Annotated in this window: 16 protein-coding genes; 7 read left to right on the top strand and 9 right to left on the bottom strand. The window is 42.4% G+C overall.

The features are described 5' to 3' along the window. The first annotated feature begins 404 nt into the window (after positions 1-404). From HUJ22_RS01705 to HUJ22_RS01690, 4 genes are all read left to right on the top strand, one after another. Entirely contained in the window at positions 405-1,148 is a 744-nt protein-coding gene (locus HUJ22_RS01705; RefSeq protein WP_290872822.1) for an LEA type 2 family protein, read from the top strand. A gap of 22 nt (positions 1,149-1,170) precedes the next feature. Next, positions 1,171-1,629, top strand: a complete 459-nt coding sequence (locus tag HUJ22_RS01700) for a methylated-DNA--[protein]-cysteine S-methyltransferase (protein ID WP_290872820.1) — start codon at positions 1,171-1,173, stop codon at positions 1,627-1,629. Between the two features lie 70 nt (positions 1,630-1,699). Next, positions 1,700-3,286: an amidohydrolase family protein gene (locus tag HUJ22_RS01695; RefSeq protein WP_290872818.1), complete on the top strand. Its 1,587-nt coding sequence runs from the start codon at positions 1,700-1,702 to the stop codon at positions 3,284-3,286. Positions 3,287-3,306: 20 nt separating this feature from the next. Beyond that, complete coding sequence (locus HUJ22_RS01690) at positions 3,307-3,852, top strand: PepSY-associated TM helix domain-containing protein (protein WP_290872816.1); 546 nt, start codon at positions 3,307-3,309, stop codon at positions 3,850-3,852. A 38-nt stretch (positions 3,853-3,890) separates the two neighbouring features. Here HUJ22_RS01690 and HUJ22_RS01685 read toward each other — a convergent pair whose 3' ends face one another. The 3 genes from HUJ22_RS01685 to HUJ22_RS01675 all read right to left on the bottom strand — a co-directional run bounded on the left by HUJ22_RS01685 (position 3,891) and on the right by HUJ22_RS01675 (position 10,246). Then, positions 3,891-5,162 (bottom strand): serine hydrolase domain-containing protein, encoded by a 1,272-nt coding sequence (locus HUJ22_RS01685; protein WP_290872815.1) that lies wholly within the window; start codon positions 5,160-5,162, stop codon positions 3,891-3,893. 210 nt (positions 5,163-5,372) lie between these two features. Further along, a complete protein-coding gene (locus tag HUJ22_RS01680; RefSeq protein WP_290872813.1) occupies positions 5,373-7,964 on the bottom strand; it encodes a M14 family zinc carboxypeptidase in 2,592 nt (863 codons plus the stop codon). 80 nt (positions 7,965-8,044) lie between these two features. After that, positions 8,045-10,246 carry a DUF5916 domain-containing protein gene (locus HUJ22_RS01675; protein WP_290872811.1) on the bottom strand — a complete coding sequence of 734 codons (2,202 nt, stop codon included), beginning with the start codon at positions 10,244-10,246 and terminating at the stop codon, positions 8,045-8,047. 306 nt (positions 10,247-10,552) lie between these two features. Here HUJ22_RS01675 and HUJ22_RS01670 point away from each other — a divergent pair, with 306 nt between their 5' ends. Further along, positions 10,553-12,139: a hypothetical protein gene (locus tag HUJ22_RS01670; protein WP_290872809.1), complete on the top strand. Its 1,587-nt coding sequence runs from the start codon at positions 10,553-10,555 to the stop codon at positions 12,137-12,139. 3 nt (positions 12,140-12,142) lie between these two features. Next, positions 12,143-13,099: a pyridoxal-phosphate dependent enzyme gene (locus HUJ22_RS01665; RefSeq protein WP_290872807.1), complete on the top strand. Its 957-nt coding sequence runs from the start codon at positions 12,143-12,145 to the stop codon at positions 13,097-13,099. Between the two features lie 18 nt (positions 13,100-13,117). Here HUJ22_RS01665 and HUJ22_RS01660 read toward each other — a convergent pair whose 3' ends face one another. From HUJ22_RS01660 to HUJ22_RS01640, 5 genes are all read right to left on the bottom strand, one after another. Then, positions 13,118-14,419: an amidohydrolase family protein gene (locus HUJ22_RS01660; RefSeq protein ID WP_290872804.1), complete on the bottom strand. Its 1,302-nt coding sequence runs from the start codon at positions 14,417-14,419 to the stop codon at positions 13,118-13,120. A gap of 382 nt (positions 14,420-14,801) precedes the next feature. Further along, positions 14,802-15,713, bottom strand: a complete 912-nt coding sequence (locus tag HUJ22_RS01655; protein ID WP_290872801.1) for an amidohydrolase family protein — start codon at positions 15,711-15,713, stop codon at positions 14,802-14,804. 35 nt (positions 15,714-15,748) lie between these two features. After that, complete coding sequence (locus tag HUJ22_RS01650; protein ID WP_290872799.1) at positions 15,749-16,642, bottom strand: alpha/beta hydrolase; 894 nt, start codon at positions 16,640-16,642, stop codon at positions 15,749-15,751. A 135-nt stretch (positions 16,643-16,777) separates the two neighbouring features. Next, a complete protein-coding gene (locus tag HUJ22_RS01645; RefSeq protein WP_290872796.1) occupies positions 16,778-18,415 on the bottom strand; it encodes a LuxR C-terminal-related transcriptional regulator in 1,638 nt (545 codons plus the stop codon). 125 nt (positions 18,416-18,540) lie between these two features. Further along, a complete protein-coding gene (locus HUJ22_RS01640) occupies positions 18,541-19,092 on the bottom strand; it encodes a dihydrofolate reductase family protein (protein ID WP_290872793.1) in 552 nt (183 codons plus the stop codon). A 278-nt stretch (positions 19,093-19,370) separates the two neighbouring features. Between HUJ22_RS01640 and HUJ22_RS01635 the strand changes: the two genes are divergently transcribed. After that, entirely contained in the window at positions 19,371-20,315 is a 945-nt protein-coding gene (locus HUJ22_RS01635; RefSeq protein ID WP_290872791.1) for a hypothetical protein, read from the top strand. A 40-nt stretch (positions 20,316-20,355) separates the two neighbouring features. Here HUJ22_RS01635 and HUJ22_RS01630 read toward each other — a convergent pair whose 3' ends face one another. Further along, on the bottom strand, positions 20,356-22,146 hold the full coding sequence (locus HUJ22_RS01630; protein WP_290872788.1) for an ABC transporter ATP-binding protein: 1,791 nt from the start codon (positions 22,144-22,146) through the stop codon (positions 20,356-20,358). Between the last annotated feature and the right edge of the window lie 197 nt (positions 22,147-22,343).

Raw genomic sequence — 22,343 nt, 5'->3', positions numbered from 1 at the left:
CATGTACATAAAAAAACCCCGGAAGTATCAGTACCGGGGTTTTGAGTTCAGCTTTAAGGAGTTAGAATTGACTAACTGTTAGGGTATAAACATTAATCTCACCTATTAAGCTATATTCAAGAGTGAAAAGGCGAATATTTGTTACAAATTTTTTTATCTGTATTCAAATAAAATTTTCAGAACCAGACATAAAATAAAGGAAAGCTGATTTCTGCTCCGTTTCTTACTTACTTTCAGCTATGTTAATAAGAACCTCAATCCATGATTTCATGAAATACCCAATGAATTACTGCATTAAAATTTTATCAGTCTTCTTGTTATTCGCTGGGGTAACCATCTTCCAATCTTGTGCTCAACTCGGGGAGTTATCAAACGTCAGTAAACCTACAGTTTCCATAACTGACATGAATGTGACGATCCTATCGCTGCATGCTGTTGAAGTTACAGCAGATGTTGAAATTGAAAACCCAAATAACATAGGCATTGACCTGGCTTCCTATAACTATGCACTTGACATCAATGATTTGAATTTTTTATCAGGTAATGAAAACCGGGAAACTAAAATCGGTGCTCATCAAAGCAGCAGTGTAAAAATACCCTTACAATTAAATTACTCTGAACTGCTCCAAACCATTGAAAGCTTACGAAATGAAAGTGAATCTGAATTTAATTTTGCAGTAGAATTTGGTTTTGACCTGCCAATTATTGGTCGCCTCAGCGTTCCGGTTCAGCATGGCGGAAAAATTCCGGTAGTCAAAAGGCCTGCCATCTCTTTGAATAATTTCTCCGTCGATAAACTTTCATTAAATGGTGCAGACCTGAGTATTGAATTGAATGTGGAGAACCCAAACTCATTTCAGTTACAAATGACCCGACTTGCTTACAATCTTCAAATAAATGGGCTCGAGTCTATTTCAGGATTAATGACTGAAGAAATTAACCTGGCAGAAGGATCTTCGAAAGATATTAAATTACCCGTTTCCATCAGCTTTTTGAATGCCGGGATGAGCGCGTACCGGATTTTAAGTGGAGATGAAGATCTTGAGTATAAATTAACAGGTTCAACAACCATTGGTTCTGACCTGCCTTACTTTGAACTTTCGAGTTTTGATTTTGATAAAACCGGTTCAGTTGATATCCTTAGATAAACATCACAAAATACTTAATTAATTGACATACGTTAGCTATCTCGAAATCCCCATCGGCTATCTTCGCATTCTCTCCAACGGTTCGGGTATTACCGAAATAAAATTTATGGATTTTGACGGACCTGAAGATCCCGATATTCACACCGAATCTGCAAAAACTCAGCTCAGAGAATATTTTGAAGGAAACAGAACGGCATTCCAATTGGAACTCCTTCCCGACGGCACCAAGTTTGAACAGCAGGTCTGGAAACAGCTCCTCGAAATTCCACAGGGTTCAACTACTTCTTATGGCTCGATCGCAAAAAAAGTTGGAGATGAAAAAGCATCACAGGCTGTCGGCCGGGCAAATGGTAAGAATCCGATCGCCATTGTTGTTCCATGCCACCGGGTGGTCGGATCAGATCAAAAATTGACCGGCTATGCCGGTGGACTAAAACGTAAGGAATGGCTCCTTAAACATGAAGGAGCTCTTTTGCTCTAACTTAATTTTACGATGTAGAAGCTTTCTTTGCAGTACATTCAAAAATATTCTGCAATTCAATAATCTATTTATGAAATCACTAAAGCTACTTTTCTTATTTCTCTTATTAGGATCTTTTTCGGTCCAGGCACAGATGCCGGATGCTCCAGAACGCACAGAGGGTGAAGGACCTTATGAACGACTCATTATTCGCGGAGTGAATTTAATTGACGGCACCGGCTCACCCGCTACCGGTCCAGTTGATATTGTAGTGGAAGGTAACCGCATTGCCTCCATTCGTACCGTTGGTTATCCCGGCCTGCCGATCAACGAAAACCGCAGGCCTCAAGCCGATGAAAACACAAAAGTTCTGGATGCTGAAGGAATGTATCTCCTTCCCGGCTTTTTTGATATGCACGCACATACCGGCGGTGGGGCTCAGGGAACCACTCCTGAATATGTTTACAAACTTTGGCTGGCACATGGTATCACCACCATCCGAGAACCCGGTTCAGGAAATGGAATGGACTGGACATTGCGTCATAAAGAAATGAGTGAGAAAAATGAGATCACAGCACCCCGAATTTCTGCATGGATCAATTTTGGTTCTAATTATGATCAACAAATAACCACCGCAGAACAAGCGCGAGAGTGGGTTAAAATGATCGATGAGGCCGGAGCTGATGGGATCAAATTCTTTGGGGCTTCCCCAGAAGTATATGCTGCGGCTATTGATGAAGCAAATAAACGGGATCTGGGAACTATGACTCATCATGCTCAAACCCGTGTTGTTTATAATAATGCGCTTAAATCTGCCCAACTGGGTGCAACTTCACTCACTCACTGGTATGGTCTTCCCGAATCTCTTTTCGAGGATCGTATCATTCAGGATTACCCCCTCGATTATAATTACAATAACGAACAACATCGTTTTGAGGAAGCCGGAAACCTCTGGAAACAAGCAGCTGCACCTGGTTCTGAGAAATGGCATGCAGTAATGGATGAGATGATCGAACTGGATTATACTATGAATCCTACCTTCACCATTTATGAGGCCAACAGAAACCTGAGTGCACAACGCCGGGCCGAGTGGCATGAAAAATATACATTGCCTTCACTTTGGGAATTCTATAAACCAAGCAAGATCTCACATGGGTCTTACTGGCTGGAATGGGGAACAGAACAGGAAATTGCCTGGAAAGAAAATTTTCGCATCTGGATGCAGTTCATCAATGAATACAAAAACAAAGGCGGGCGTGTTACACTCGGTTCTGACGCGGGCTACATATACAAACTCTATGGCTTCGGGTACATTCAAGAGATGGAGATGTTTCGTGAAGCAGGATTTCATCCCTTGGAAATTTTCCAATCTGCATCTCTCAAAGCGGCTGAAGTACTCGGTGTAGAGGATCAACTTGGTACTATTGAAGTTGGTAAACTGGCAGATATGGTGATCGTGGATGCCAACCCCATGGAGAACCTGAAAGTTTTGTATGGCACCGGGGCTATCTATGTTAATGATGATAATGAGCCGGTTCGCAAGGGCGGTGTTCGCTATACCATCAAAGATGGGATCGTATTTGATGCCAAGCAGTTGCTTAAGGATGTGCAGGAAATGGTTGAAGTTGCCAAAGCTGAAGAAAACTACAAGATCACCCAGCCCGGATTGGATTACTAAAAAATTAGAGAGTAGTATTGATGAGTTGGCATACACGTCGTGACTTGAGAAAGATTCACAGATGGGGCGGTGCTTTAATAGCCTTGCCCTTTCTTTTAGTTCTAATTACGGGATTAATTTTACAAGTTAAAAAAGAAGTAGATTGGGTACAGCCTCCCTCACAAACAGGAGTATCTGCCGTCCCTACTATCAGTTTTGATGATATTTTATCAGCTTCCAAAACTGTCCCTGAAGCCATGATACAATCATGGAAAGATATTGACAGGCTAGATGTAAGGCCTGACAAAGGCATTGTAAAAGTAAGAGCTAACAACCGTTGGGAAATCCAGATTGATACTGAAACCAGTGAGATTTTACAGGTTGCTTATCGACGATCTGAGTTACTTGAATCACTACACGATGGCTCTTGGTTTCATAATTCAGCCAAGCTTTGGGTATTTCTTCCATCAGGCCTCGTAGTTACCATTTTATGGATTACCGGTATCTACTTATTTTTTACGCCCTATTTCGCAAAACGCAAAAACCGAAAACAACTTGAAAAGAGGAAGAAAAAAGCCAAATCATAGTATTTATATCGCTTCTTCCTAAAACAGAATGAATACCATCATTCTGTTTTAATGGATTTATATATCGCTCGTTCAAAGCTATCGTAAAACTCACCCTGCCCCAAAGCCGGTATTACTTGTGTCATCATCACAACCAGCATATCGTGTTCAGGATCCATCCAATATGTGCTTTGAAAAGCTCCTCCCCAGCTCAGGCTTCCCACTGATCGTTTTCCTTCCTCATACCCTTCCTCAGTTGTGATCATCAATCCATAACCAAACTTATTTCCGTTTAGATCAAGCTCTCCGATCTGATTTTCAGTCATCAGGTCAACGGTCTCTCGCTCTAAAATCCGGGTTCCGTTGAAACTTCCATCATTGTGTAATGCTGACAAGAAAGTCAGATAATCACTTGTGGAGGCCGTTAAACCCGCCCCACCTGAATAGTAGGTCATTGCCCCGCTGACCGGGAAATTTGGAGTGATCATTCCATAATCCTCCTCCGGATATACGACCAAGGTGCTATCTTCGATGGTATATAACCGTGTAAGATCTTCCTCACGACCCGGATGATAGAACCCAATATCATCCAGATTCAGTGGCTCAAATATATGTGTAGAGAAATAATCAGCCAATGTCCGTCCTGATGCAACTTCAACAACCCGCCCAAGTACATCTGTATTCAAACCATAAGTAAATTGCTCCCCAGGGTCGTGAGCCAATGGCAGATCTCCCAAAGTAGCCATTGATTCCCCAATGGTGAGTTCTTCTTCAGAGCCAAGATTAGGAACACCTGCGTTACTGAAGATCGTACTAAAGGTACTGCTCGTAAATCCATAGGCAACACCTGATGTGTGGGTGAGGAGATCATGGATGGTAATATCTCTGGAAGCCGGACGGGTTTCATAATCACCGGTTTCTTCATTGAATTCGGTCAAAACAACCGGATCATCAAATTCGGGGATGTACTTTTCAACAGGATCATCCAAAGATAGCTTTCCATCTTCATAAAGCTGTAGTATAGCTGTTGAGGTAATTACTTTTGTCATAGAAGCAATGCGAAACAGATGGTGGGTTTCCATTGGCTCTTCTTCCTCTCTGTTCTTCCAACCCCAAGCTTTTTCGGTAATGATGCTGTCTCCTCTTGATATCATAACCACGCCTCCGGCAATTCGTCCAAGTTCGATCTGGCGTTCCATCACCTCATCTACAGCAGTGATCATTTCCTGATCCGGAGCATATATAAATGCTGACTCATTTTCTTGCGGCACACAAGAAATGATCGAAGTAAGGATCAGAATTGATAACAAAAAAGCACGAATAAATTTCATAGTAGGGTTGTTTTATGCATAGTAAAATTAAAGCTGCATAAATATAAGACAGAAATCTGAATCAACAAGATCTAGCTGACCGCATATACCAAAATTGGGTATCAGAAACCTCAGACACAAAAAAACCGGTCCAAACTTAATGTATGAACCGGTTTTTAATGATCTTTCTTTAACAGGAAATACCCCTGTTATTGTTATCCCATCTTGCTATCAGAATCCGGGAAGCAACATAACAGCATTTTGAACCATTCGGCTTGGTCCTACCCAGAACATTCGATATTGGGTGTTATCCAGCAGGAATACCACTTTACCGCTGCCCATATTCTGAACCGCTGCGAATGCCTTCCCTCTTGCTTTTTCTTTGTTTTCTTCTGAGGCATAACCGGAAGCCATCACTTCTCCCTCTTTCACATAATATCCTACAGTTTGAAGGGAGTTATTCGGCACGATCCCATTATCACCAAACTTCAGAGAGTAGAGCTGCTCAGGTAATCCAAAAGCCAGCGGATTTGTATTATCTATGATACCTTTGAATGCGGAACCGGGGATTCTTTCCAATCCAAATACATCCGTGCGATCAGCATATTTGGTATAGGCTTTGTCCTCAACCTCAGTGCTGTCGTCCTCTTCTTCTTCAAAAAGTTTAACATCGGTAAACCCTGACTGATCTTTCGTTAGCCATGCTCCACTGCCTTCGGTTCCTATCAAAACCCCGCCTTTGCGAACCCACGATTTGAGGTTTTCGACCTGGGAATCATTCCAAACTTCATTCAAACCACCCCATGCTCCCGGCATGAGGATCACGTCGTATTCAGCCAAATCAATACCGTTAAAGCTTCCGGACCGGATTCGGTCGATACCAAATTCAGTCCATTGATCAAATAAAAACCAAAGCTGACCTGCAGTATAAGAGCTGAAAGGAGTATCGACCATCAGTGCAACCTTTGGTTCCTTAACGGGCTCACTATCACTTGAGGCCAGGTCCATCCCTTCATCCATACGTCCGGTATCAAATCCTTCAATGACTACACTCACCCCTTCGGAAAGTTGCCTCATATCAGCTTGAATGTGGGATCTTTTCTCATAATTTCGACCTACCAATACAACCAGACTTCCTTCCGTGTAGGTAGTTCCGTTATAGGTGAAGGTTCTTCCGGCACTGCGAACGTTATATCCCATATCCCAGAGTTTTGCCAGTGCTTTGGGGGCGTGACGCTGTTTCCAGTCGATCACATAAGCATATTGTGCCCCGCTATTTTCCAACGCAGCCGGATAGCTGAGCTCTTTGGTCAGCACCTCAGTGGATACTCCCACATTATTGGTCGTCCAGGCTGCATCCAGATTATAAGCTAATGGAATAGACCAGGTAGCCATATCATACATTACCGAATCCTCAATCTGCATTTGATTGCGGAATAGCGTATTAACGAAAAGGTGCTTGGGCTGATCTGTTTTAATAATGAAATCACCTGCTTCAAAACTTTGGGTTGAAGAGCTTGCATCCCAATAGCTATATGAATTCCTTTGATTGAAATCCTCCGTCGCCCGCTCGATCCTCACATTATGCTTCATCAGCATATTGATCACCTGATAGGTGTAATCATTCTCATTATTCTTCAGGATATAAGCTTGTGTATTTCCTTTCTGGGTAGATTGTGATACCGAATTCTTGAAATAAGTCAGCAGTCCTTCTTTATTCTCCACAGAGGTTTTAACAATGGAAACCCCATTGGTATAATGATCGAACACACGCTGACGAAGTGTAAGGATATAATCGTCATCGGTTTCGACCGCACGTCCACCTCTGCTGTGTCCGCCCTGCTCAGCCAACATCCCAATTCCGCCCATCACACTTGGATAGGACGAACCGTAGCCGGGATAGAAGAAATCGAAAGATTCGCGGGTGGCATAGTTTACATTTGCCTTATCAAACTCTTCGATCAAACCGCGTCCAAAAGCATCTGCCCACCGGTCATACTCATCAGGTAGTTCCAGGTTTCTTGGTGTGGTTCCCGGCATGGCAAAATAGTTGTTATTGAAACCCTGCTCGTGAAAATCCATGTGCACCTGTGGCATCCATTCCTGATAGGCAGCAATTCGCCCCTGTGATTCAGGATGTACCAACCATACCCAATCACGATTTAAGTCAAACCAATAGTGATTGGTACGCCCACCCGGCCAGATCTCATCATGCTCCAGATCGTTGGCATCGGTATTCAGGATATTCGCCTGAGATGATTTGTACCAATACACGTAACGGTCACGGCCATCAGGGTTCATCATAGGATCAATAATAACCACTGAATTTTCCAACCAATTCCGGGTTTCAGAATCTGTACCCGCCACCAGCCTATAAGCCGTTTGCATGGCCGCCTCACTGCTTGAAGCTTCATTTCCATGCACATTATAGCTCATCCAAACTACCACAGGCTTCTCCTCAATGGAAGTTGATTCCGGATCATTGGCAAGCTCTACATTCGCATTCCGAATGGATTCTATGTTATCCATGTTGTCTTCTGAAGTGATCACAGCATAATAGAGGTCTCGCCCTTCATATGTTGTGGCATACTTGTGAAAAGAGATCCTGTCAGATTCTTCGGCAAGATTCTTAAAGTAATCCATAACTTGATAGTGGAAAGTGAATTCCTCTCCAAGTTCATAGCCAAGATATTCAGCCGGCGAAGTTATCCCGGAATTATAATTTAGATCAGGATGAAATTGAAATCGCTCAAAGGCATCCTGCTGTGCAAAAGCAAGAACCGAAGTGAGCATGAATGTGAGAACAGTAACTGTATATTTCATATTGAGAAGAGATTTGTTAAAGCCATTTAACTTAAATTGGTGTTTAAAATAAAGGTATTTTGCTAAGAATAAATCGTGGTTTAAATTTTAAAAGTATGGGTGTATTTGATAAGAATTGAACGATTTTCATTTCTGGGTAACTCGACACTTCCAAATTGCGAACTATCCAAAATAGTATTTATGGTTTGGTCAAAAACAATCCACAGGTCTTGCCCTTCCCTGAAATTGTACCGAAACCTAAAATTAGCCCCAATTAAATCAGCCACGTTACTATACTGAACAAAAGCACTGGTTGAAATCTTTTTATTGAAAGCAAATTGGCCTTTTAACTGTCCCACATGTGCATCAAATTCCGTTTGGCCTCGTCCTTCAATCTCAGGAAAACGTAACATGGTTAACTGGTAGCTTCCTGAAATTTCGAGATGAACATTGGCCACAAGCCTGGGTTCAATTTTATATTGTGTTCGGGTGCCGTCAAATAGTTGGCCATACTGAAAAATTACTCTGCTCATAAGCCTTTTTGTACGGGGAGAGCTGTACATAAAAAACCCTTCAAAAAAGTCGTAATTTGATACCGGGATATAAATTTTACCGGCCAAATTAAATGCCTCCGTTGGTAATAAATGCTCTTGCTTGTAATTAAGAGAAGACCAAAGGAAGGCACTATTCTTAAACCTGCTGTTCCATCTAAATGAAACAGACCGGCTTCTCAAATCAAAAGAGTCATTTTCTAAAATATTGTTACTCTCGATATTAATGGAATGTTGATTAAAAGCAGAATTTTCACCCGGCCGCCATCCATACCCCAAACTGTAAAAATAATCGGAGGTATTTCTCGTCTTATAGAAACCAATCCCGGGATCAAAGTACTGCCCGGTGCGGTTTACAAAAAATTGATACAAAAGCCCAGTACTTGCTCTTCGCTCCCAGGCAAGCCTGAATATACTGTTGTCCTCAAAGTTATTTCTTCTGCTTTCGGGTACATCAGTATCAAAAGATTGACTTACACGAAATGTTAAATAATCATCAGCGTATAAATTCAGGTCCGTATCTAAGCCCAAGAGTACATTTGATTTTCCGTCGGCACCAATACGACTTGTGACAATCCCCCCTGTATAAGAGCTGGGGTTTAGAACCCTTTGTTTCAATCTTAGCACCCCGAAATTCTCTGACGGCAAGTTAGGACTTGATGCCGTTTGAAGATTTAAAAAACCAATATCCAAATCGCCCACCCTTCCTGTTAACCGGGCGCCACCGAATATTCTAACCGGTTTGCCCTGATTATCCAAGCCTATCTTTCGGCTGTAAAAAAGCCGGGTATCTCCGTAATTAAAGTCAAAAAGACTTGAACGTTGTTGAAAAAACTGCCTCTTTTCAGGAAAGAAAAGTGAAAAACGAGTCAAATTTAACTGCTGTTCATCACTTTCTACTTGGGCGAAATCGGTATTCGCTGTCAGGTCTAAGGTCAGGTTATTGGTAAGGTTATATTTAATATCGAACCCAAGCTCATTTTTAAAATCCTCATCATACACAAATGCGGTACCTGATTCATTCGGGGTATTCGTGTTTTGCTGGAGAAAACCACCTAGTATGTAAGGAGTAAAATAAACAGGTTTTGGAGCATCCACATCGTTAAGGATAATATCCTGTGCTTTGGAAGGTTTAATATTTCCCTCATTCCAGTTCGGTGGAATCTCAGGATATATATGCCTTTCATTAATTTGCGACAACCAACGATATACGATCAAACCCATTTCCGCAATTCCATCGTTGCTTTGAAAACCGATACTGGAAAATGGGATCCTCATTTCAACAAACCATCCTTTATCCGTCTGTGTAGTCTCAACATCCCAGTGCGTATCCCAACTGTCGTTAATAGGCCTGTCGCCTCCAGTCCTATTCGCATCATTAGAAATAGACTGATCAAACCTGGTGCCCGCAGGATTAGTAAAAAAGCGCAGCCCGTTTTGATTATCATTAAAGGGATCCAGTACCACCGCAAAAACATCATCCCCACTATATCTGTCGCGGTATAAGCTATTGGCTGTAATAGTAGAAGGATCTTGAGTAAACAACTTCGCCGAAAAATATAAATACCCATCATCGTAAGCGGCTCTGACCTCTGTTCGCTCACTCATCTCCCCTAAAAAAACCGGTTCATACTGAACCATCTCAAAAGGGGCTATTTCTTCCCAAGCCGGTTCATCTATAACTCCATCAAGAATGATAGGCTCTGATAACCTTTGAATTTTAATAGCAGATTGTGCCAGACCTTTTCCCATCAGCAACATTGCTAACAGACAACTACTTATAATTTTAAACCACATTTATCAACCGACTCATTTTAAGTTCATTCCTTTTACTGAATAGCAATTTAACCGACTATCGACCTCAGGATATTTGCATCAAAATGTAAACAATTGATTTATATAATAAGGGGGGTGGGTTTGTTAAACTCTGAAAATTAAATCCGCTAAAAAACGACTAAAACTTTACGATAAAGAAACCAAACTCAAACTTCCGCCAATACTCAGATAAGTTCTTTACAATTCTCTTTGCTTTTTCAAGATTTATATCAATTTTGAGATATGAATAAAGCACTCAAAATTGTGATCATCTTTTTTGTTGGGGTTCTGCTCGCCATGAGTGCAATTGCCTTCATTGGCCCTTATTTGATGAATGACTATCTCAAATCCGCACTGATTGAGGAGTTCAATGTCCAAACAAAACAAGAATACACGCTCGACTTTTCTACTTTTGATATTGGAATTTTTCGCCGTTCCATATCCATCGATTCCATTTCAGTACTTCCTGACAGCGCTGCTCCTCATATTCGTGAAATAAAAGCTTCTTCAATCTCTCTCATCGGTATAAAATGGCGTACCCTTTTCAATAAATCATTTCCCGATTTCAATACCATTATGATCACAGAGCCGGAGGTTGAATTATTTACCCGGAATTTTTCTGCATCAGATTTCTCCAATTCAAGTAATAATCAAAACGCGGAGATAGCCAATAATCTCGCTAAATTTGATCTCATCATTCAAAATGGAAGTGGCAAACTTTTGGAACCGGATCGACGGGAAGTTTTGGTGATCCGTGACATTTCCCTGGAAGCAAGGAATGTAGATATAAATGCTCTTTTAGACGGTTCTGAACTGTTCTTTCTTGAAGATTTAACCATTTCGGGCTCCGGGCTAAAATGGTCATTAGAGGATAAACTCTATCAATTTACTATAAATAATTTCAGCTTCGATAAAAATAATGAGCGTATTTCGCTCGAAAACCTGGCCATGACCCCAGTAGTTCCCAAATACGAATTCTCCAAAATCAGAGCTTATCAACTGGACCGAATTGATCTAAAAATCCCCCGTGTTGAACTTTCAGGTTTTAAACTTGATTCGCTTGCTTCGGAACATTTGGATATAGATTCCCTGAAAGTTTCTGATGCCTGGATGGAAGTGTTTAGAAATAAACAAATAGATCGTGCTCCGGGAATCTCCACGAAACCACTGCTTAATGAAGTTGCGCATTCCTTTGACTTTTCATTTGGTTTGGATCACGTGCTTATCTCCGATGCCACAATCATTTACGAAGAACATAAACCTCCTTCGGATACTTCCGGAAGCATCTCTTTCAACGAAATCGATGCCACGCTAACTAAATTCAGGACAGCAGAACATCCTCGCTTTTTTAAAGACACCCTCAAGCTTCACGTTGAAACTTTATTTATGGATGTGACCCCGCTCACCGTTGACATAAATTATCCAATTTTTGACGAGCAGGATACCCATACGGTTAAAGCCAGGCTCGAAAGTTTCGATCCTAAAGCTGCCGGAAATATGCTGGAAAATGTAGGATTTGTCCGTATTGAAGACGGATTGATTAAAAATTTGGATGCTGAATTCGAGCTTAATTCAGAAAAGGCATCCGGTAAGCTCGAGGTCTTATACCAAAACCTGAAAGTTTCTTTTTTAAACAAAGAAAACCCGGACCGTGAGAAGTTTTTCCAAAGGACCGGTGATTTACTTGCGAATACTTTTGTGATAAAATCCAATAATGACAATGCTACTCCCCGAGTGGGTGAAATTGCCTTTGAACGCGAGGACGGAAAATCAATTTTTGCCTACTGGTGGAAGTCACTTTTATCAGGAATCGAAGACACCATTAAATAAAAAATGAATACTACACAAACTGCCCCTACTATTGATGACATTAAAGAAGCACATCAACTTATCGGTGAATATGCCCATCGAACCCCGGTTCTGAACAGTAAACAAGTAGATCAAAAAACGGGAGGGCGAATTTTATTTAAGTGTGAAAACTTTCAAAAAGTAGGCGCTTTTAAATTTCGGGGAGCCTCCAATGCTATTTTTTCACTGAGTGAGGAAGATGCAAAAAAAGGAGTAGCTACACATTCCTCCGGGAATCATGCACAGGCCGTTGCATTAGCAGCGAAAATGCGGGGTATTCCTGCTCACGTGGTGATGCCGGAAAATGCACCCAAAGTAAAAGTTAAAGCAGTTCAAAGTTATGGAGCTGAAATCACCTTCTGTGAACCTACATTAGAAGCTCGTGAAACTACTTTAGAACAAGTGGTGACAAAAACCGGAGCTACATTCATCCATCCTTATAACGATGCACGCATTATAGCAGGACAGGGAACTTGTGCCCTGGAATTACTAGAAGACCATCCCGACCTCGATATCATTATTGCACCTGTGGGTGGGGGCGGTTTATTGAGTGGAACGGCCATAGCTGCGAAATCCATTAAACCTGATATTTTGGTAATTGGCGCTGAACCAGCCAATGCCGATGATGCTTACCGTTCTTTTAAATCCGGAAAACTCATCCCCGTCAAAAATCCTGATACCGTTGCCGACGGGCTCCGGACATCCCTTGGCCAGCTCCCCTTTTCTATCATTAAAGAACAAGTCGATGATATTGTAACAGTACCGGAAGATTCCATCGTGGAGGCCATGCGCTATGTATGGGAACGATTGAATATGATCATCGAAGCTTCATGCGCCGTTCCCGTAGCTGCCGTTTTTGATGGCAAGGTAGAGGTGAAAGGCAAGAAAGTGGGCATCATCATCACCGGCGGAAATGTGGATCTGGATAATTTGCCTTGGTGAGGGAAGATTTACTCATCCTTATTTATACCGCTTGCCATGCTTAAACACCATATCTACATCACTTAAAAGATTGATATACCGCATGACATCACCTTCCACGGCAATGATATCAGCATATTTTCCTTCACTGACCGTGCCGTAATCCTTTTCAACATTCATGAAAAGCGCCGGCCAATAAGTGGCTCCGCGAATAGCCGTTATTGGATCAACCCCCAGCTCATTCACCCAGACATCGAGTTCTGTCCATGTTGACTGACTGTGAAAAAGCATGGGCACTCCGCTATCGGTACCAATCATCAGTACTACACCGGCTTCTTGCAATTGCTCGAATTTTCGGTCAAGCGTTTTCTTTCGGATTGGAGTCAGTTGGAAATAAGAAAATCGGTCGGGGTGCTCCAGAGAATTTTCTATATCTGCAATGATATTATCAGGCAAACCTAAATGCCATGAATCATCCCCTAAAAACAACGGATGATCTCTCATATATTCATAATTATATAAAACTGAAATTGTTGGAGTCCAGTACAGTGGACCTAAATTCATTTTGGCTGTACGTTCTTTCATCATTTCCATAACGTCTTCGGGATATTCTGGAGCCGATGACAGCCCGGTATGTTCAAAATTATCCACACCCGCTTCCAGTCCGCGTCGTATTTCTTCGGGGCGATGGCTGTGCCCAACTACCTTTAAACCTTGTTTATGACTTTCATCAACAACAGCCATTACTTCTTCTTTTGTCATTTGATCTTGGTCAATCAGTTTTATGACATCCACCCCTGCATTAGCTAATTCCTGTACTTTTTGCCGCGCATCCTCTGTACCGTTAATTCCCCACCTAAACTTCTCGGTACCCGGATAAGGCTGGTGCTGCAAAAACGGGCCTGACATATACATCGTTGGGCCGGGAATTTCCCCTTTATTAATGGCATCCCGCACATTTATAGAAGCTTCAAGCGGTGCTCCGAGATCACGGGCACTTGTCACCCCTGCCATTAACAATTGGTGTGCTGAAGCCGGCATAATCACCGATTCAAACTGATCGATATATGTTGAATCCCAATGGGCATAATCGGTATGGCCGGATAACATTAAATGAACATGCATGTCCCACAAACCGGGAAGAATACTCATACCCTTTGTGGAGATAATTTCAGCAGATTCGGGAATATCAATGGCTCCGCCCCGTCCGACTTCTTTGATTCGCTCCCCTTCAATTATAATTACACTGTTTTGGATAGGAGTACTTCCAAATCCATCAATCAATGTTCCGCCAACCAAGGCTTTTATATCTTGCGAAACTCCCTGGGAATTGAAAAGCATTAAAAAAAGCGCAGTACACAGAAACCTCTTCGGAAATTTAACAGTAACGGTAAAAAGGGACATATTCGTTTATTTGGTTACAGATGCTAAAACTTGATCAGATTGATTATTCAACCCAACAATTACTTATCGATGATATTTTAAATACCGCTAAATACCAAGGAAAACCCGTTTATTTACCGTTTTATACACATTTCCCTCGATTCTCATTTTCAGTGTTTTTTTAAAAACGACCATTTTTAACATTTCACTGCCAGAGTTTGGGCTTTGTCAGGTATTCCATTCGAGAATCAGCTTTTCGGCCTATCGGTTAATCGCAATTCTACATGAACTTATTTGCTCTTTTACCCAAGCATCATTTACCACAATACCGGTGTATTCCTCACTGGTTCGTCTTCATTTTTAGAAACCTGGCAGCATTATTGTACAGGATGTCTCTTTTTTGTTCTTCGGTTAAGAAATCAGCTTCTTCGATAGCTTCGATTCCTTCGCCAATCTTTTCCGGCCAAACCATCTGATCCGAACCAAACATAATCCGCTTACCGAGTCCGGCACGGACAAGGGCCCTCAGGTAATCATAAAACGCCGTTCTTGGGATAACCCAGGTGATCGTAGATATATCTCCGTAGAGTTGAGGATATTGATACATCATCGCGATCATCTCATCCAGATAAGGGTACCCTGTATTTTCTACAAAAATTCGCAACTTAGGGTGACGGACCAGCACGTCTTCCAGCATTAAGGGACTGCCTGCAGCAGAGCGAAAGCTTGGAAGATAGGGCCCAATTCCTTCCGTGTGGATCAGCAGCGGCACGTCGAACCCTTCAGCCATCGCAAAATAGGGCTCCAGAACCAGATCATTTGGAGCAATTCCATTAAGCTGTGCACCTATCTCCCCAATACCTCCGAATCGACCGGCTGCGATGTCTTTTTTCAACTGCAGGGAATCGGGAGTTCCCGGTTTAAAAATGAACGGAGAGGCAATAAATCGATCCGGAGCAGCTTTTTTCCATTGATCTACTGTCTCTAGATCAACACCGCTCAGGAAGCCCTTAACGATATTGTAGCGATCCATAATATCAAGCGTTTTTTGCAACAGTTCGGATGATGCAGTTGCCTCGCCCTCCCCCTGACACGGTTCGGGGCGACACAAGGCCGGTGTTCCTTCCGGTACATGGTGAGGCATTCCTGTGTGCATATGCATATCGATGATGGGCGGCCGCTCCTGTCCGAACAAGGAAACGGACAGCAGGCCCAAAAACAGTACGGAGGAAAGAATTTTAAGTGTTTTCATAACAGAGTTTTTTTAATAGTTCGATGTTATAAATGTCAATTAACCGTATCCAACGCGGTGTTGAGTGCCCGTACAAATTCTTCAGGGCGTTCCAATTTGGGATCGTCACGGGTTTCCTCAATGATTTGCAGGGGCCATCCAAAGCGCCGACTGGATTTTTCTGCTATTTTTAGTTTGTTGGCGCGGTCATGCCGCCCCCAGATCAGGGAAGTTGGCACATCAATTTGGTCAAGCTGATCCGATGGAATTTTCGGGATACCGAGCTTTTTCATAAGGAAATTCATGGCATCAGTTCGTTCCTTGTCCCGGGCGCATTCCAGATTGTATGCCACGAACGGCTCCCATAGTTCTCCCATCTGATTTTGCAGGTTACCCACATCATACATACACTGCGGAAAGAAACGATTGAAATTTTTCTCGGTGGGCCAGATTATAAAACGGAATAGTCCAAAAGCGAATCCCGGTGCCGGCCTGAACTTTCCAAGTCCGAGTGAATTGACCAATACCAGCTTCCCGATTTCCTTTCCGTGATGGATTGCAAAGCGGGCTCCAATGGAACCTCCAAGAATATTCCCCACCAGTGCCGGAGGAGCCAAACAGGTGTTCGCAATCAGCTCACTTAGCCAACGGAAGATGAGGTTCGTATCCAAAGAATCACTGTCCACTTTCGACTCACCCTGACCGGGCAGATCGGGAACAATCACCCGATGGGTTTTTGCCAACTTTGGGATTACCCGCATCCACCAAAGAGATGATTCCCCGGGTCCGTGCAACAATATAACCGGCGGCCCGTCTCCTCCGATGAGTACTGCAGTGTCAACTCCGGAAAGTTGCAAGCGATGTTCTACAGCAGGAATTGCAGCCAGCAACTGGTCTCGGTTTTTGTTTTCAGTAGATTTATCTCGTGCCGCATAAACTTGAGTTTCCATTTTTCTACTCCATTGTGTTTTGAAGATGTCTGAATGTTGAACCGGAGGTAAATTAATACGGAGAAGACAGCAGCGAATCGGAGAGAATACCCAATTTTAATATTTTTGTGGGATGGGTAATATTACCCACAAATATCAGATCAGATCATGCTCATAGGCATAAGCAGTAGCGGCAGCACGAGATGAGATATTCAGCTTAGACAGGATGTTACTGACATGCCGGTCTACCGTTCTCTCACTGATAAACAGGTCGGCGGCGATAGCTTTATTTGTTTTTCCGGTGGCAAGAAAGCGCAAAACTTCCAGCTCCCGCGAGGTTAAGCCATTTATATTATCGGCAGGAGATTTCCGGATAAGAGATTCAACTTTTTCAAGATCATGAGCAGCACCAAGTTGCTGGAAATGCCATCTTGCAGCATCCAGCTCCATTTCTGCAGTATCGTTATCCCCAATTTCCCTGCAAGCACGACCGATTAACATCCTGGTTTTTGCAGATTCGTACACTGCATCGATTTTATTGAATAGCGTCCAGGCCTCTCTCAGTTTTTCGTGCGCACCACGGGCATCCTCATCCGCTAAAAGAATGCTTCCTGATGCCCGGGCAGCAATTGCCTGTAAAAAAGGTGCCTGAAGTTTGACTGCAATTTCAGATAATTCCCTAGAAAAAGTTCTGGCTGCACTTATTTCCCCTGCGGCAAGCATGATTTCGACATATGCGGGAAGAACTTTTGAGCGCTTTATCAGGTCTTTCTCTTCTTCCTCCGATTGACGAATTGCGGTAACGGCATCCTTAATTTCACCCTGAGCCAATCGTAAAAGTGCCAATCCGGGCTGTGGTTTTCTTCCCCATTTACTGGCTTGCCGGTACATCTCCTCCGATTTTGAAAATTTCCCAAGCAATCGAAAGAGTTCCCCCTGCCGATACCAGGCTTCACCTGCGGCAGATTCACCCGGTGGCTGGGAGAGTAAGTCACATGCACGCTCTCCTTCGTTCATAGCATCCTTCCATTCACCGTGAAACTGCATAATTTCGACGCGCCGTACCAAACATTGCCCCCTGAAAGGCACTAAATCCGGTTGAGAATCACACCATCGGCTTAATGCTTCCGTCCATTCCTGGGCACGTCCCAAGTCATAAATTTTTTGACAGGTTTCGATGACAGCACAATAGACAATACCAGTAACAATGGGTGAAATTTCATCGGATAAAACAGCTACCATAACTTCATCGAAGAGTGTGGTACCTTCGGAAATCTTGTTTTGAAAGATCAGCGCCTGCCCAAGCCCAAGCCGCCCAAGGGTAATTAAATCCTGATTATTAAAACGGGTACCGATTTCAACTGCCTCACTAAATAAATCATGTGCTTTCCCGGATTCACCTGCACTCAGGGACTGAAGGCCTTTTGGAAGCAACAGAAAGCCTTGCTCTACACAGTCATGTTTGTTCTCCTCAACCAAACGAGTGGCCCGGGCAATCCATCCACTTCCCTGGGCATGATCGCCCTGATTTATAAGTATCATGCCCAGCCAAAAAGCACAATTTGCAGCTCGTTTTATTTTACCCTGTTTTAGAAAAGCGTGATGAGCTCTATTCCAGGCATCCGTACAATCAAAATACTTACCGGTCAAATAAGCAGCTTTGGCAAGCAATTCGAGATCGCCAGGGGCAAGCGAAGCTACCTTGTCGGCAGACGACAGCAGAGCATAAGCATCCGACCATGCCTGCTTACGAAATGCTCCCCTACCTCGTTCTGTTTTACTTGCTTTAGCCATAAGATTTTAAGCTTGCCTAAAGTTGGTGTGGGTAAGGTGCTAAAATTTAGCATAAAAAGGAAAATCAGCTGGTGATTGGGATCTTATCCCCATAAAAACATTAATTGAAGGTAGTTCAGCATAAATCATTTGGGAACTTCATATCGCAGCTCAGCAAAATCTTCCCCATAGGTTGTAGCAGATTTAAGTATGAGTGATGGTTGAATGATTTTTCGTGGTAAAAGTGGAAACCCCTCGCCCAAGGTTACAGATGTTACCTGGATAATCAACTCATCAAGCAAGCCATGATCATAAAATTGACCAACAAGTTCTCCACCCCCCATTATCCAAATATTTTTATCCCCTGCTGCTATTGACATTTGTTGGTGAATGGGCCGTACATCTCCACTGACAAATTGTATGTCAGCCCCATCTATTTTCGGTAACGAACGAGAGGTAAAAACCCAAGCCGGTTGTTCGTAAGGCCATGGATTCGATTCATTGTTATCAGTGAAAATCTGGTTGTTGAGAATCCATTCATAAGTAGCCGATCCCATCGCTATAGCACCTACCTTTTGAATAAAGTCGGGATAACTGGTTTCTTCTATATCACCAAACTGAAGTAACCAATCAAGAGAATGATTAGGTGCTGCGATAAATCCATCTAAACTTGAGGCGGCATAATATTGTGTTTTCATGTAACTTTACTCTTTAAGTGGTGTGTGAATTAACAACTAATAAAAGGCTAGAATTTTAAAATAAGCAACGCAGAAAATCATATATTTTCTTGTGAATTTGTTTAGTCTCGTCATCCCTGTTGTTCATTTGTACCAAGTAGTCCTGGGTGGCATTCCCAACCGGGTGGTTGGGAACGAGGATAAGATTAAAACAAAAAAATCCAGATAACAGTATTTTTTCTCCCCAATCATGAAACAAACCCGCTACCTTATTCGTCTATCATAAAAAATTTTTTGATATGAAAAACAAGGACAAGTACAAGCAATACAGATTTGAAAACGATTTGGATCGTGGGGCCGGTCATGATTACGACAACGATCCGGATTTTGATTTAGACGAATATATTCGTCAGAAAAGCCGGGGTGAACATGAGCACACGGCCCCGATCATTTCCCATGAAGAGGACGATACTTCTCAATTTAAGAATGCCGTTCTGTTCTTTTTGGTTTTTGCAGCGGCTTTTTTATGGGTCAATGACTGGAGTCCCACCCAGGCCTGGAACAGTGTTTTTGGCAGCGATCAAGCTGCTACAGAGGTTACCGCAGATGCCCCAGGTTTTACTTTTACCGTTCCGGACATTCCTGATATCCCCGAAATCCCGGATATCCCTCCCATACCCAATATTGCCAATGATGCAAATTTTATAAATTATCTCGAAGAAATAAATACTGCCGGGCTTGGAGAAGTTTACTCAAGTTCAGGATATATCGCTTTGTATCAGACAGATGTTCCGGTCGAATATCTGACCCGGCTAAATGAAGCCGGTTACCTGGAGCAATTCTCCTATTCGGCTGTCATTGGATTTTACAATGGTGATGTAACGATTGAATATTTAGATGCCTTGAATGAAAGTGGTTATCTGGATGATTTTTCTTATTCAGCTATCATAGGTTTATATAACGGGGATGTAACGACTGATTACCTGGATGCCCTCAGCGAGAATGGCTTTCTTGATCAGTTTTCTTATTCAGCTATCATCGGGATGTACAATGGAGAAGTACCTGTAGATTATCTGAACAGGCTTTCTGAAAATGACTACCTGGATACTTTTTCCTATTCCGCTATCATCGCAATGTACAATTCAGGAGTAACGGTTGATTTCATTAATCAGCTGGCCGAAAACGATCTCCTTGACGGGATGAACTACACCGATATTATTATCGCTTATAATGCGGATAATTGATATATGCAGAACCGTTTCACCCTTATTTTTGATGAAATACTTAAACCAAGCTTTTAGGCTCATCCAGGTCCCTGAATTGTAATTCATAAAGATGACTGTAAAGCCCTTGGTGTTTTATAAGTTCTACATGCGTTCCTTCTTCTACAATTCTTCCCTCATCCATTACCAAAATATGATCAGCATGTTGAACAGTAGAAAGCCGGTGAGCAATCACAAAGGTAGTTCGGTTCTGCATGAGTCGCATTAAAGCGTCCTGAACCTGTGCTTCAGATTCCGAATCTAATGAAGAAGTCGCCTCATCCAATAGCAAAATAGCCGGATTTTTAAGGATGGCACGGGCAATGGCCAATCGTTGTCGTTGACCCCCACTCAGCTTAACACCTTTCTCTCCAATCATAGAATCAAAACCATTTTCCGTTTCCATAATAAATTCATGGGCATTGGCGTCTATGGCGGCCTGAATCGTCTCATCTTCAGTAGCATCTAATTTTCCATAGATGATATTTTCCCGAATTGTTGTGCCAAATAAATGAACTTCCTGGGGAACTATGGAAATATGTTCCCTCAACGACTTGAATTTCACCTCCTGAATATTCATTCCGTCCACATAAATAGCTCCTTTTTGGGGATCATAAAATCTAGGAATAAGATTCAGTAAGGTGGTTTTTCCGGCTCCGCTGGGACCAACCAAAGCCACTGTTTTACCGGCTTCGGCTTTAAAAGAAATTCCCTTCAATACATCCTTTTTCCCCTCGTAACTAAACCATAAGTCTTTGACTTCTACCTCTCCCTTTAGAGTTGAGACCGTATGGGCATTGGGATTATTTTCAATTTCAGGGGTTTCGTCCAACAGTTCAAAAATACGTTCAGAGGCACCGGCTGCAGTGTTTACAGCTGTGTATAATCGGGATGTTTGACTGATGGAACGGGAAATATTCAGGGCATAAATAATAAAAGCTACTAAATCACCGGCAGTCAACCGATCTGCTAAAACCTCTTTTCCTCCATACCAAAAAATGATCACCAGTGTACTCATGAACATAATCCCAACACCAGACCAAAAAAGTTGAGTCAGCACTACTTTTCGCCGGGCAGTGGTAAAGAGTTTCTCAACCGCATCTTTATATCGGCCCACTTCATAATCTTCCCGGACAAACGCTTTTACCAAGCGAACAGCTCCCAAAGCATCTTCAGCCACTGCTGTTGAATCCGCAAGTTCATCCTGAATATCTTTCGAAAGATGGCGAATCTTATGTCCAAAATAACGGGTAGCTAAGGTAACAAATGGGACCGTTACAAAAATCACCATACTTAACCGCCAATTAAGTATCACCATTAATGAAACGGAACCAATTAAGGAAAAAGTAATAGTTAAAAGCTGAGGAAGTGAATCAGTAAGTGCAGTACGAATTGATCCAACGTCATTGGTGAGCCGGGAAGTTATTTCACCCAGCCTGCGTTCGGCAAAAAACTTGAATCCCAACCGGTGCAAGTGCTCGTATACTTTCTTGCGTAGATCGGTAATCACCCGTTCCCCTACCCATTCTAAATGGTAATTTCCGAAAAAAGAGAACGCAGCCTGCAGTACAAAAAGTCCGAATAATCCAATTGCCAGCCAATTCAGTAATTCATTATTTCCGGATTCAAATACAGCATCGAGTAATTCCCGGAGTCCCAGTGGTACGGTAAGCCAAACTGCTGAAGCCAAAATTGCCGTAACAGTAGCCGTATAAAACCTCAGCCGGTACGGTTTACTAAGTGCAAAAATCTGCTTCAGCGTCAGCCAAAGTGATTTGATGGATTTATTTTCTTTCTTTTCTTCTTTACTCATTTTGGAATATACATTTTGAATCTAAAAAATCGTTCCGTTTGCAAAGATTTAAGTTTAGTCCTTATTAAGAATGGGCACAAAATGCTCCAACTTGAACTCTTCACGAAGCCCTCAATTCTTACCTTAAAATAAATCCTAAACTTTCGAGATTTTTTGTCCTCAATTCACTATCTATATGTAAACAAAAATATGTGCTT

Source organism: Gracilimonas sp. (genome assembly GCF_014762685.1).
GTDB lineage: Bacteria > Bacteroidota > Rhodothermia > Balneolales > Balneolaceae > Gracilimonas.
This window is presented reverse-complemented; position numbering and strand designations above follow the sequence as displayed.

Coding starts and splice junctions, on each gene's coding strand:
- HUJ22_RS01645 (WP_290872796.1), bottom strand. CDS start 18,415: ATGGCTAAAGCAAGTAAAACAGAACGAGGTAGGGGAGCATTTCGTAAG.
- HUJ22_RS01630 (WP_290872788.1), bottom strand. CDS start 22,146: ATGAGTAAAGAAGAAAAGAAAGAAAATAAATCCATCAAATCACTTTGG.
- HUJ22_RS01650 (WP_290872799.1), bottom strand. CDS start 16,642: ATGGAAACTCAAGTTTATGCGGCACGAGATAAATCTACTGAAAACAAA.
- HUJ22_RS01635 (WP_290872791.1), top strand. CDS start 19,371: ATGAAAAACAAGGACAAGTACAAGCAATACAGATTTGAAAACGATTTG.
- HUJ22_RS01655 (WP_290872801.1), bottom strand. CDS start 15,713: ATGAAAACACTTAAAATTCTTTCCTCCGTACTGTTTTTGGGCCTGCTG.
- HUJ22_RS01670 (WP_290872809.1), top strand. CDS start 10,553: ATGAATAAAGCACTCAAAATTGTGATCATCTTTTTTGTTGGGGTTCTG.
- HUJ22_RS01685 (WP_290872815.1), bottom strand. CDS start 5,162: ATGAAATTTATTCGTGCTTTTTTGTTATCAATTCTGATCCTTACTTCG.
- HUJ22_RS01665 (WP_290872807.1), top strand. CDS start 12,143: ATGAATACTACACAAACTGCCCCTACTATTGATGACATTAAAGAAGCA.
- HUJ22_RS01660 (WP_290872804.1), bottom strand. CDS start 14,419: ATGCTTTTCAATTCCCAGGGAGTTTCGCAAGATATAAAAGCCTTGGTT.
- HUJ22_RS01675 (WP_290872811.1), bottom strand. CDS start 10,246: ATGGGAAAAGGTCTGGCACAATCTGCTATTAAAATTCAAAGGTTATCA.
- HUJ22_RS01680 (WP_290872813.1), bottom strand. CDS start 7,964: ATGAAATATACAGTTACTGTTCTCACATTCATGCTCACTTCGGTTCTT.
- HUJ22_RS01705 (WP_290872822.1), top strand. CDS start 405: ATGAATGTGACGATCCTATCGCTGCATGCTGTTGAAGTTACAGCAGAT.
- HUJ22_RS01695 (WP_290872818.1), top strand. CDS start 1,700: ATGAAATCACTAAAGCTACTTTTCTTATTTCTCTTATTAGGATCTTTT.
- HUJ22_RS01690 (WP_290872816.1), top strand. CDS start 3,307: ATGAGTTGGCATACACGTCGTGACTTGAGAAAGATTCACAGATGGGGC.
- HUJ22_RS01640 (WP_290872793.1), bottom strand. CDS start 19,092: ATGAAAACACAATATTATGCCGCCTCAAGTTTAGATGGATTTATCGCA.